We start from the raw sequence: 12,906 nt of genomic DNA, 5'->3' as shown, positions 1-12,906 counted from the left end.
TGAGGCAAACAAATTTAGAGTCTCAATTGAAACTGAGTGACCAACAGCAATAACTTACTTATGTTTTACTTAAGCAAAAGAATTGCAGCACAGTCAATTCAATATCGAAAGATATTAAATAAATTCAGAATTCATTGAGCTGTCGAAAGACATAAAACTTTTTAATTGAAGGAGTTTGATCATGGCTCAGATTGAACGCTGGCGGCAGGCCTAACACATGCAAGTCGAGCGGTAACAGAAAGTAGCTTGCTACTTTGCTGACGAGCGGCGGACGGGTGAGTAATGCTTGGGAACATGCCTTGAGGTGGGGGACAACAGTTGGAAACGACTGCTAATACCGCATAATGTCTACGGACCAAAGGGGGCTTCGGCTCTCGCCTTTAGATTGGCCCAAGTGGGATTAGCTAGTTGGTGAGGTAATGGCTCACCAAGGCGACGATCCCTAGCTGGTTTGAGAGGATGATCAGCCACACTGGGACTGAGACACGGCCCAGACTCCTACGGGAGGCAGCAGTGGGGAATATTGCACAATGGGCGCAAGCCTGATGCAGCCATGCCGCGTGTGTGAAGAAGGCCTTCGGGTTGTAAAGCACTTTCAGTCAGGAGGAAAGGTTAGTAGTTAATACCTGCTAGCTGTGACGTTACTGACAGAAGAAGCACCGGCTAACTCCGTGCCAGCAGCCGCGGTAATACGGAGGGTGCGAGCGTTAATCGGAATTACTGGGCGTAAAGCGTACGCAGGCGGTTTGTTAAGCGAGATGTGAAAGCCCCGGGCTCAACCTGGGAACTGCATTTCGAACTGGCAAACTAGAGTGTGATAGAGGGTGGTAGAATTTCAGGTGTAGCGGTGAAATGCGTAGAGATCTGAAGGAATACCGATGGCGAAGGCAGCCACCTGGGTCAACACTGACGCTCATGTACGAAAGCGTGGGGAGCAAACAGGATTAGATACCCTGGTAGTCCACGCCGTAAACGATGTCTACTAGAAGCTCGGAATCTCGGTTCTGTTTTTCAAAGCTAACGCATTAAGTAGACCGCCTGGGGAGTACGGCCGCAAGGTTAAAACTCAAATGAATTGACGGGGGCCCGCACAAGCGGTGGAGCATGTGGTTTAATTCGATGCAACGCGAAGAACCTTACCTACACTTGACATACAGAGAACTTACCAGAGATGGTTTGGTGCCTTCGGGAACTCTGATACAGGTGCTGCATGGCTGTCGTCAGCTCGTGTTGTGAGATGTTGGGTTAAGTCCCGCAACGAGCGCAACCCCTATCCTTAGTTGCTAGCAGGTAATGCTGAGAACTCTAAGGAGACTGCCGGTGATAAACCGGAGGAAGGTGGGGACGACGTCAAGTCATCATGGCCCTTACGTGTAGGGCTACACACGTGCTACAATGGCGCATACAGAGTGCTGCGAACCTGCGAAGGTAAGCGAATCACTTAAAGTGCGTCGTAGTCCGGATTGGAGTCTGCAACTCGACTCCATGAAGTCGGAATCGCTAGTAATCGCGTATCAGAATGACGCGGTGAATACGTTCCCGGGCCTTGTACACACCGCCCGTCACACCATGGGAGTGGGTTGCTCCAGAAGTAGATAGTCTAACCCTCGGGAGGACGTTTACCACGGAGTGATTCATGACTGGGGTGAAGTCGTAACAAGGTAGCCCTAGGGGAACCTGGGGCTGGATCACCTCCTTATACGATTTAGAACTTATTTGTTCGTAGTGTCCACACAGATGATTGTTAGTTAGTTTTACCCTTTGGGTTAACTAATTAATATGCTCTTTAAAAATTTGGAAAAGCTGATAATAAAATTCGTATGAATACATTGTATTTGTACAGAGTTTTCAAAAGTAAAAAAGAATGATAGCAGTATCATTCAGTGCCATTTAATCTTCGGATTAATTGGTATCTACTTTAGTATTCAATATTAACTTCTGGCGAAGTTAAACTGTCACGAAACAAAGACCCGTTTGGGTTGTATGGTTAAGTGACTAAGCGTACACGGTGGATGCCTTGGCAGTTGGAGGCGATGAAGGACGTATTAACTTGCGATAAGCCTAGTCAAGCTAGTAAAAAGCACTTGAGACTAGGATTTCCGAATGGGGAAACCCACCTGCTTGCAGGTATCGTTAACTGAATACATAGGTTAACGAGGCGAACGCGGAGAACTGAAACATCTAAGTACCCGTAGGAAAAGAAATCAACCGAGATTCCGATAGTAGCGGCGAGCGAAATCGGAACAGCCCTTAAGCTTATTATGTGTTAATGGAAGGCTCTGGAAAGTGCCACGATACAGGGTGATAGTCCCGTACATGAAAACGCATTTTAAGTGAAATCGAGTAGGTCGGAGCACGTGAAACTTTGACTGAATATAGGTGGACCATCATCTAAGGCTAAATACTCCCAACTGACCGATAGTGAACCAGTACCGTGAGGGAAAGGCGAAAAGAACCCCTGTGAGGGGAGTGAAATAGAACCTGAAACCGTGTACGTACAAGCAGTAGGAGCCCTTCGAGGGTGACTGCGTACCTTTTGTATAATGGGTCAGCGACTTATATTTTGTAGCGAGGTTAACCGATTAGGGTAGCCGTAGGGAAACCGAGTCTTAACTGGGCGAATAGTTGCAAGGTATAGACCCGAAACCCGGTGATCTAGCCATGGGCAGGTTGAAGGTTGAGTAACATCAACTGGAGGACCGAACCCACTAACGTTGAAAAGTTAGGGGATGACCTGTGGTTAGGAGTGAAAGGCTAATCAAACCGGGAGATAGCTGGTTCTCCCCGAAATCTATTTAGGTAGAGCCTCGGACGAATACTTACGGGGGTAGAGCACTGTTAAGGCTAGGGGGTCATCCCGACTTACCAACCCTTTGCAAACTCCGAATACCGTAAAGTAATATCCGGGAGACACACGGCGGGTGCTAACGTCCGTCGTGAAGAGGGAAACAACCCAGACCGCCAGCTAAGGTCCCAAAGTCATAGTTAAGTGGGAAACGATGTGGAAAGGCCCAGACAGCCAGGAGGTTGGCTTAGAAGCAGCCATCCTTTAAAGAAAGCGTAATAGCTCACTGGTCGAGTCGGTCTGCGCGGAAGATGTAACGGGGCTAAACTATGCACCGAAGCTGCGGATTCAGAATTTATTCTGAGTGGTAGGGGAGCGTTCTGTAAGCGGTTGAAGGTGTACCGGGAGGTATGCTGGACGTATCAGAAGTGCGAATGCTGACATGAGTAACGATAATGCGGGTGAAAAACCCGCACGCCGGAAGACCAAGGGTTCCTATCCCATGTTAATCAGGGTAGGGTAAGTCGACCCCTAAGGCGAGGCCGAAAGGCGTAGTCGATGGGAAACGGATTAATATTTCCGTACTTGGTATAATTGCGATGGGGGGACGGAGCAGGCTAAGCAAGCATGGCGATGGTAGTCCATGTGAAAGTGTGTAGGCTAGCGACTTAGGTAAATCCGGGTTGCTGTTAGGCTGAGACACGAGACGAGTCACTACGGTGATGAAGTTGCTGATGCCATACTTCCAGGAAAAGCCTCTAAGCTTCAGATTATACCGAATCGTACCCCAAACCGACACAGGTGGTCAGGTAGAGAATACTAAGGCGCTTGAGAGAACTCGGGTGAAGGAACTAGGCAAAATCGTACCGTAACTTCGGGAGAAGGTACGCTCCGATTGGTGATGAGACTTGCTCTCTAAGCTGATTGGAGCCGCAGTGACCAGGTGGCTGGGACTGTTTATTAAAAACACAGCACTGTGCAAAATCGCAAGATGACGTATACGGTGTGACACCTGCCCGGTGCCGGAAGGTTAATTGATGGGGTTATCTTCGGAGAAGCTCTTGATCGAAGCCCCGGTAAACGGCGGCCGTAACTATAACGGTCCTAAGGTAGCGAAATTCCTTGTCGGGTAAGTTCCGACCTGCACGAATGGTGTAACCATGGCCACGCTGTCTCCACCCGAGACTCAGTGAAATTGAAATCGCAGTGAAGATGCTGTGTACCCGCGGCTAGACGGAAAGACCCCGTGAACCTTTACTACAGCTTGGCACTGAACATTGAACCTACATGTGTAGGATAGGTGGGAGACTTTGAAGATGAGACGCTAGTTTTGTTGGAGTCGTCCTTGAAATACCACCCTTGTAGTTTTGATGTTCTAACGTTGGCCCCTGAATCGGGGTTACGGACAGTGCCTGGTGGGTAGTTTGACTGGGGCGGTCTCCTCCCAAAGAGTAACGGAGGAGCACGAAGGTTGGCTAAGTACGGTCGGACATCGTACGGTTAGTGTAATGGTAGAAGCCAGCTTAACTGCGAGACAGACACGTCGAGCAGGTACGAAAGTAGGTCATAGTGATCCGGTGGTTCTGAATGGAAGGGCCATCGCTCAACGGATAAAAGGTACTCCGGGGATAACAGGCTGATACCGCCCAAGAGTTCATATCGACGGCGGTGTTTGGCACCTCGATGTCGGCTCATCACATCCTGGGGCTGAAGTCGGTCCCAAGGGTATGGCTGTTCGCCATTTAAAGTGGTACGCGAGCTGGGTTTAGAACGTCGTGAGACAGTTCGGTCCCTATCTGCCGTGGGCGTTTGAGAATTGAGAGGGGTTGCTCCTAGTACGAGAGGACCGGAGTGAACGAACCGCTGGTGTTCGGGTTGTCATGCCAATGGCATTGCCCGGTAGCTACGTTCGGAACTGATAAGCGCTGAAAGCATCTAAGCGCGAAGCAGGCCTCGAGATGAGTTCTCACTAGACTTTTAAAGTCTCTGAAGGGCCGTTGAAGACTACAACGTTGATAGGCAAGATGTGGAAGTGGTGTGAGCCATTAAGCTAACTTGTACTAATTACCCGTGAGGCTTAACCATACAACGCCAAACGCGTTTTATGTGATAGTGAAACAAGCGAAGAAGTTAATAGACTAAAGTAGATACTAGAAGACTTTATTATCAGAATTCCAAATTTTAGTTAGTACGTAGCGATACGGACTGACACCAAATTTGCTTGGTGACAATAGCGTTTTGGACCCACCTGACCCCATGCCGAACTCAGTAGTGAAACGAAACAGCGCCGATGATAGTGTAGCATTTGTTATGTGAAAGTAGGACATTACCAGGCTCCAAATAAGAGAAAGCCCGATTCGAAAGAGTCGGGCTTTTTTACGTATGCAGGAAAGTGAAAGTATTAGCCGTCAGCTATCAGCTGCACAGCGTTAACCTGACCATCGTAGCGTGGTTGAGTATCTAGAACCCCACGGATAAAAGAACGCCACGACCAGTCTAGAGCTAAGTGCATCTCCATTAAAGAACATCAAGTGTATGAAAGTAGGTCATCCTACTGCGTAGCGCACAATGGCTCCAAATACAAAAAAGCCTGACTCTTTCGAGTCGGGCTTTCTTGTATCTGCAGGGAAGTGAAATAGCTAGAGGGTCTTAGGCTGTGAAAATTTCACCTCTAATTTAAATAAAGCGTTTAACCACTTCATTGTGCTCAAAGAGCATCCTTATAAAGGATATTGACTGACTTGTTACTTACTGTAACTATAAGCGTGTTTATTAGGTTGTAGTAAAGGAATAAGTTGTATGGCAACGGCGCAGATAGTGATCATTGAAGACGAAAAAGCAATTGCAGACACCTTGATCCATACGCTCGAGATGGATGGCTTTAGCGTCGTTTGGTTCGATACCGCAGGGGCTGGTCTTAGTTATATTAAAGCTACACAGATAGATTTACTGATTTTAGACGTTGGTTTACCTGATGCAAATGGTTTTGAGCTATGTAAGCAAGTTCGCGAATTTTCTTCTTTACCCATCATTTTCTTAACGGCGCGCAACGATGAAATCGATCGCGTTGTTGGATTAGAGATTGGCGCAGACGACTATGTCACTAAACCCTTTAGCCCTCGAGAAATGCTTGCTCGCGTTAAACTTCGTTTAAAGCCTTATGCTGTCAGAGAAACACAAATAAATACTTCTACTGAGCAATCAGGTCTGTACAGTAATAATTTTGATTACTACTTCAATAATACCCCGTTAAATTTAACGGCTTTAGAGTTTAAATTGCTTGATAAGCTAGTGTTATCCCCTAAGCAGGTATTCTCTCGAGAGCAACTGCTATCATCAGCACAACTATGCCAAGACAGTGTATATAGCCGCAATGTTGATAGCCATATCAAAGCCATTAGAAATAAATTACGCGCTGTATGTCATGAGCCCATGATTCATACTAAGCGAGGCTTTGGTTATTTTTATGAACCTATTTAAACGCTCCACGCATTCATTAGCTCGCTTAAAGCGTTGGCCTAAAATCCCGCTTGGGCTGAGATTGTTTTTGCTTTATTTTATCCTCGTGATACTAACGACTTACTTAGTTAGTTCAACGGTTATGCGCGAGATTAAGCCCACAGTTCGTCAGGTTACCGAGGAAACCTTGGTTGATATGGCTAATTTGCTTGCAGTGATGGCGCGAGATGATTTAGCTCGTGGTACGCTGTCACAGAGCCACTTTACTAATGTGGTTAACTCATATGGCAGCAGGCAACCAAATGCGAAAATCTGGGGGGTAAATAAACAAGGGACAAATCACCGTATATATATTACGGATGCTGCGGGAATCGTTGTTGTTGATTCTTGGCAGCAAGATATAGGAAAAGATTTTTCACAATGGAATGATGTTTATCTCACATTACGGGGAGAGTACGGTGCTCGCTCAACCGCAACTGCTCAAGATGACCCACTTTCAACCGTCATGCATGTTGCTGCGCCCATAATCGATAATGGTAATATTATTGGGTCAGTCACTGTGGCTAAGCCTAATCGCTCTGTACAACCTTTTATAAATATGTCTAAGTACCGTGTATTAAGTTGGTTAGTGGTGATGAGTATTTTGGCATTAATGGTTGGAGCATTGATTGCCTGGCGAATCAATGGTGCCTTGTATAAGCTGGCAAACTATGCGGATAAAATGGGGCGAGGTGAAAAAGCATCTAAACCAAGGTTTAGGGTTTTCTATGAATATAGCTTGTTAAGTGATGCGCTAGAAAAAATGCGCAATCAGTTAGATGGCAAACGTTACGTTGAGCATTATGTTCAAACACTAACTCATGAATTAAAAAGTCCTCTATCTGCAATCAAAGGTGCAAGCGAGATTTTACAGTCTCCCCTAAGCACAGATAAAAAACAGTTATTTGCAAATAATATTGAGTCTGAAACAGTGAGAATGCAGCAGCTAATAGATAAGCTGCTTACGCTTACCAAATTAGAGCAGCTTCCTGAACTTGAACAGCGAAAGAAGGTGTTTGTAAAACCTTTATTTGAAGCAATTAAAGATTCTTTTATTGCCAGAACCACAACGCAAAATGTACAAGTAGTAATTAGCTGCGACCCTAGCAGTGTGTGTTTAGGAGATGTATTTCTAATTCAACAAGCGCTATACAATATTTTTGATAACGCATTGGACTTTATCAACGAGGGGGGAGAGATTCACATTCAGGTAATACAAGAGCCATCCTATGTTCAAATCTATATTGATAACACGGGGCCTTGTATCCCAGATTATGCCCTTGAACGCATCACAGAACGGTTTTATTCACTCCCTAGAGCCAATGGTAAAAAAAGCACTGGATTAGGCCTAAACTTCGTTGAGCAGGTCGTTAAATTACATAAAGGGCAGCTCAACATAAAAAATACTAAAAATGGCGTCCGTGTTCATATAAATATGCCTACTCCATAAAAGCTCCATCTAAGCACCTCAGTAAATCCATATAGCTTCGTTACTCTATGCTTATGTAATAGATGGAGTACATAACAGTGAAACAAAAAATAGAAACCAAACTGATCATAATAATAGGGCTTATCGTGTTGTTATTGATCCCTATCTTTATGATCCAAAACCTAATTGATGAACGATCAGAATTGCAGCAGCAAGTTCAGGCTGATATAGCTAAGAGTAGCAGTGATGAACAGCAGGTTATTGGCCCATTTATTCATGCTCAGTACCTAGAAACTGTTACGGTTGATGGTAAAACGAGCGAGCAATTGATGAATATGACGCTTTTACCTGAATCGCTCAATGTCAGTAGTAATCTAGCAACATTTGAAAAGTACCGTGGTATTTATAAAGCGTTGTTATATCGTTCACAGAACCAATTTGAAGGGCGGTTTAAAACGAGTGCATTAGCTGTCTTAGCGGACAAAAAGATAAAACGCCTCAACCTTATTTTAGCCATTTCTGATATCCGAGGGATAGGACAAGGATCACACATTAATGTTAACGAGCGAAGTTATGAATTACTCCCCGGTACCCAGCTAGATCAGTTACCACAAGGGATTCGTGTAGAGCTTGATTATGAAACCATTCGCAAAAGTGAGGTACTGCCGTATCAAATAGGCTTAAACCTGCAAGGTATGCGTCAACTTTCATTTGCACCGGTTGGTAAAAACAGCTCATTGACAATGCAAGCCGATTGGCCACACCCAAGTTTTGTAGGGGATTACCTGCCTATCGAGTCATCAATTTCGGCCCAGGACTTTTCTGCGAGTTGGCAAACCAATTACTTTGCGACCAATTTAAAAGAGCTATTTAACCGATGTTTATTTCGTAATGAGTGCACCTTGTTCAAGCAACGTAACATGGGAGTTAATTTAGTCGATAGTGTTAATCACTACCTTAAAAATTATCGAGCAAGTAATTATGCCATCTTGGTTATTGTACTTATTTTTGCGAGCTTCTTTTTGCTCGAGGTACTGCGTGATGAGCCAATACACCCTGTACAGTATGGTTTTGTCGGGCTTGCTTTAGCGGTATTTTATTTACTACTGATTTCACTTAGTGAGCACTTGGGCTTTAATATTGCGTATTTATTATCGGCGCTTGCATCAGCAATTCTATTGAGTGTTTATGTTGCGGGTATGCTTAAAAATAGCAAACATGGAGGGCTATTCTTATGTGGGGTGTTATTTCTCTATAGTCTTTTATACGGATTACTCAGTGCAGAGGATTACGCATTATTAATGGGCAGTGTACTGGTGTTCGTGGTACTCAGTTTAATAATGATGTTGACGCGCAGAGTAAACTGGTACGGCAGGCACCCGCAAGACGATGAAACAAACTAAAACCACCTAATCGAAAGGGGCTGACAGCTTTGCCAGCCCCCTTTCACTTAGCTATTAGATAAAAACACCGTTAACTTCTCACCTATTTGCAAACGATCTCGCGACAGGTTATTCCATTGTTTTAGCTTGGTAATGCTGACGTTGTAGCGTTTGGCTATTTTCCATAAACTTTCGCCTGACTTTACTAAGTGTTCTACCTGTTGATCTGCCAACATCGGCAGTATTAATTTCTTACCAGCGCGGATGCGATCAGTCTTCAAATTATTAAACGCTTTTAGCTGTTTAACGCTGATTGCATAACGTTTTGCAATCACGCTTAAACTATCCCCCGGTTGAATTGTGTAATGCTGCCATTGGCTGTAATCGTTTTCTTTTTGATTAGCCAACATACTCTTAAATTCGGCTTGTTTACTCGCTGGCACAACAATGTGAGGTGCATCAATGACCGCAGGGAAGCGGATAACGCCATAGTTTAACCCCTCTAATGACCGCCATTCTTCTTGGTTATCTAAAATAACTGCACCAGAGACGGGTAAGGCTACTATAGTCTGTTGATTGCTGATGGGTGGAAAGACCATTTTATTACTTTTTAAAAGTTGTGCTGCTGCAAGGAGCTTTGGCACATATTGGCTGGTTTGTTTGGGCAGTTTTAAACTAAAAAAGTCGGTGGGTTTGCCTTGTTTTTTATTATTACTAATTGCTCTAAGTACACGGCCTTCACCTAAGTTATAGGCTGCTATAGCGTGATACCAGTCACCATCAAAGCGTTTGTGTAAATATTCCATAAAATCCAACGCAGCTCGGGTACTGTCTATTACGTCTTGACGTCCGTCATACCAAGGGGATATTTGCACTTTAAAATATTTAGCAATAGCAGGCGTTAGTTGCCACAACCCAGAGGCATGTTTATGTGAGTACGCACTGGCATCAAAGTCACTTTCAATTAGCGGCATTAATGCTAATTCTATGGGTAAGTTCCGCTTTTCAACCTCTGTGACTATATAATAAAGGTAAGGCTCAGCACGGCGACTGATTTCATCCATGTAATTTGGGTGAGATAAATACCATGCAATGCGTTGTTGTACATCTGGGTGGCTAGAATTGGCAAATGTAAGCTGTGCGCGAATACGTTGCCATACATCATCAAGTTCTTTTGTGGTGAGTGGCGCTATTTGTGCAATATCTTTGCGCTGTTCACTAACAATTGTTTTGGGGTTAGCCTTAATTTCAGAGGTTGATGTTGGTGTATCGGGTGTGGTTTCACAGCCGGATAAAAGAAATACTAATGGCAAAATGCGGATAAATCGATTTGAGAACACGTACTACACTACTCCGAAAATATAAATGCGGCTAACCTAAAGCAGGTAAGCTTAACATAGGGTGAGTTAAGAATGACTTGTAGTTGAATTTAACAGTTCCTTAAATTGATCTTTATAGCGACGCGATAAGTTAAGTATTTTTCCTGTTGTAAGTTTTACTTCACTATCGCCACTTGCTAATGGTGTGATTGATTCAACCGCGTCTAATCTAACCGCATGAGAACGGTGAATGCGGCAAAATCCTTGTGGCTCTAACTGAGTTATAAGTTGTGTCATGGTTGCACGAAAAGGGTAAATTCGAGCGCCAATATGTAGATTTACATAATTGCCATTTGATTCAAGCCAATCTACTTCTGCTACGCGAACAATAAATTCTTTTCCCAGCTTTTTTACCAGTAGCCTGTCTAAGCTTACATGTTCAGCAGTATCTTCGCCTTGACTGATCGGGGCTGCTTCACCTGTTAATTGGCTCACGACATATTGATAGGTTTTAATAACAACAATCAAAAATAAGAATCCCCACAAATCTTTGCGGTATTCATAAAGTAACTCAAACCACACTAACCCAAAGTCATATTGCATACCCTGCACGGTGTAAATGAGTTTGCGGATAGCGACCATAATACCTATATGTAATAACGAAAAAGCAATGCTCGCTACTAAGTACAGTAATATTGAATGAGAGATTTTTTGCCAATTAAAGGGCTTAGCTTTTAATAACCAAACTAAAGCCGGAAACAATAATAAAGTGCCAATAGCACTCGAGTATTCCCACACAAAGGGCTCCCAGAGCATAAAAGGAAGTGAGCCATCACGTTGGGCTTCCATAATATTTGAGCTGGCATTAATCGTGTTGTTTATAAAAATATAACTACATAAAAATAAAGCCGCGTACCAAGTTTGATAGCGCTGAAAGTGCGATAAAGTGATCATTATTATTGTAACTCTTTAAAAGACCGCAATTAGACTAGCAAGAGAGTGATAAAACACCAAGTTTATATCATCCCTGATATCCACCGTTTATCCCTATTGACTGTTTTATAAGCCTTTTGTGATTGATTAACACAGTGTGTTGTCCATAGTTGTTATTAATTAATCGTAAGTTAAATCTTCTATGAATTTTAAAATAGTCATTAAAAATACAACACGTACGCTATTAAAACCTTGGGTAAATGTGTTTAACCAAGGTGAAGAGTTACCATCTCGCCGTTATGATTTAGATTGGCTGAGAGTACTTGCCTTTGGCTTATTAATTTTTTACCACACCGGTATGTTATACAGTGAAAATTGGGGCTTTCATTTTAAAAGTCAGTACTTATCCAGCGGTATTGAAAGCATTATGCTTTTATTGTCGCCATGGCGGATGGGATTAATTTGGTTTATTTCAGGTGTGGCGCTGCGCTTTATTGTTGCGCGCTTTAGTCTAGGTATGTTTTTAACTACACGAAGTGTAAAAATATTACTGCCTTTATTGTTTGGCATTTGGTTTATTGTGCCTATTCAGCTTTATGCGCAAATGAGCCAAGAAACCAGTTTAGCTATGGGCTTTTGGCAGTTTTACAGCCAGTTTTTTGATTTAACCAACCCTTTATTCGAGCGCTATCAAGCAGGGGTTTGGCCACATGTTGATGTAAACCACCTTTGGTACTTACGTTCGTTATGGCAATTTACTTTATTGCTGGTGCTAGCAATGCCGCTGCTTCATCACGCTACTGTGCATACAATAATCACGCGTTTATGTGGGCGCTCGTTATTGACTATTTTTATTGTATTGCTATTGCCGCTGTGTATTTTAAAATTCAGCTGGCCGAGCGATACTTTTCGATACCCCATGGGCGCGCTGTTCTTACTTTATGGTTACTTGCTTGCTTGGCAGCCTACATTTTATAGCCAGCTACTTCGCCATTGGCGAGTATTATTCGTGGTATTTACGTTAGGTTATATAGTTGTTGTGCTGTGTTACAACACCATTTGGCAAAACCCTGCTGCTAGCCAATGGCAAATTACCAGTATGGATATGCTGTATACTGCGCAACGATTAATGGGCGTGTTGTTAATGCTGGCACTAGCACAACATTTTTTGAATCACGATCACCCTAAACTGGCTTTATTAAACGGTGCAGTATTCCCTTTTTATCTATTGCATCAAAGTGTGATTATTGGCCTTGCGTTTTATTTGTCGAAGCTGCAATTAGGTGGTTTTGTGGAGCCATTACTTATACTCAGCCTCACTTTCATTATTTGTTGGCTGGTGTTTATTGTTGCGCGCCGTATCGACTTATTAAGCCCACTGTTAGGAATTAAAGTCACAGGTAAATATAAAGCATGGCAAGTTAGAGCTGGCTTTTATTGCGGACTTATATTGGTAAGCCCGGTGATCTTTAGGTTGATTTAGCATCAAAAATATAACTTAGAATATTTTATAAATGGTTGGTTTTAGGTGGTATGTGCTACAAAACTCGGTTAGATTAA

General features: G+C 43.4%; 6 protein-coding genes and 3 rRNA genes. 7 read left to right on the top strand and 2 right to left on the bottom strand.

What is annotated here, in order from left to right; translation table 11 throughout:
- The first annotated feature begins 163 nt into the window (after positions 1–163).
- The 6 genes from PUND_RS14965 to creD all read left to right on the top strand — a co-directional run bounded on the left by PUND_RS14965 (position 164) and on the right by creD (position 9,115).
- Positions 164–1,699, top strand: a 16S ribosomal RNA gene (locus PUND_RS14965).
- Positions 1,700–1,985: 286 nt separating this feature from the next.
- Positions 1,986–4,870, top strand: a 23S ribosomal RNA gene (locus tag PUND_RS14960).
- Positions 4,871–5,005: 135 nt separating this feature from the next.
- A 5S ribosomal RNA gene (rrf, locus tag PUND_RS14955) occupies positions 5,006–5,120 on the top strand.
- Together the 16S, 23S and 5S rRNA genes form the textbook arrangement of a ribosomal RNA operon.
- Before the next feature lie 464 nt (positions 5,121–5,584).
- Complete coding sequence (locus PUND_RS14950) at positions 5,585–6,265, top strand: response regulator (protein WP_010392155.1); 681 nt, start codon at positions 5,585–5,587, stop codon at positions 6,263–6,265.
- Positions 6,252–7,733, top strand: coding sequence for a two-component system sensor histidine kinase CreC (gene creC / locus PUND_RS14945; protein WP_010392157.1), 1,482 nt, complete (start codon positions 6,252–6,254; stop codon positions 7,731–7,733). Before PUND_RS14950 ends, creC begins: the two co-directional genes overlap by 14 nt.
- A 77-nt stretch (positions 7,734–7,810) precedes the next feature.
- A complete protein-coding gene (creD, locus tag PUND_RS14940) occupies positions 7,811–9,115 on the top strand; it encodes a cell envelope integrity protein CreD (protein WP_010392159.1) in 1,305 nt (434 codons plus the stop codon).
- Positions 9,116–9,162: 47 nt separating this feature from the next.
- Here the strand turns inward: creD and PUND_RS14935 are convergent, their stop codons facing one another.
- Together PUND_RS14935 and PUND_RS14930 are read right to left on the bottom strand one after the other, a co-directional pair.
- On the bottom strand, positions 9,163–10,434 hold the full coding sequence (locus tag PUND_RS14935; protein ID WP_010392160.1) for a LysM peptidoglycan-binding domain-containing protein: 1,272 nt from the start codon (positions 10,432–10,434) through the stop codon (positions 9,163–9,165).
- Positions 10,435–10,500: 66 nt separating this feature from the next.
- Positions 10,501–11,364 (bottom strand): LytR/AlgR family response regulator transcription factor, encoded by an 864-nt coding sequence (locus tag PUND_RS14930; RefSeq protein WP_041709227.1) that lies wholly within the window; start codon positions 11,362–11,364, stop codon positions 10,501–10,503.
- Positions 11,365–11,548: 184 nt separating this feature from the next.
- Here PUND_RS14930 and PUND_RS14925 point away from each other — a divergent pair, with 184 nt between their 5' ends.
- Positions 11,549–12,829 carry an acyltransferase family protein gene (locus tag PUND_RS14925; RefSeq protein ID WP_010392164.1) on the top strand — a complete coding sequence of 427 codons (1,281 nt, stop codon included), beginning with the start codon at positions 11,549–11,551 and terminating at the stop codon, positions 12,827–12,829.
- Positions 12,830–12,906 lie beyond the last annotated feature (77 nt).

It is taken from the genome of Pseudoalteromonas undina (genome assembly GCF_000238275.3).
GTDB classification, from domain to species: Bacteria; Pseudomonadota; Gammaproteobacteria; order Enterobacterales; family Alteromonadaceae; genus Pseudoalteromonas; species Pseudoalteromonas undina.
The sequence above is the reverse complement of the archived record's forward strand: the minus strand, read 5'-3'. Positions and strand labels throughout refer to the sequence as shown.

What these genes read in the sequence shown, in the direction of transcription:
- PUND_RS14925 (WP_010392164.1), top strand. Translation starts at nt 11,549, where the DNA reads ATGAATTTTAAAATAGTCATTAAAAATACAACACGTACGCTATTAAAA.
- PUND_RS14950 (WP_010392155.1), top strand. Translation starts at nt 5,585, where the DNA reads ATGGCAACGGCGCAGATAGTGATCATTGAAGACGAAAAAGCAATTGCA.
- creC (WP_010392157.1), top strand. Translation starts at nt 6,252, where the DNA reads ATGAACCTATTTAAACGCTCCACGCATTCATTAGCTCGCTTAAAGCGT.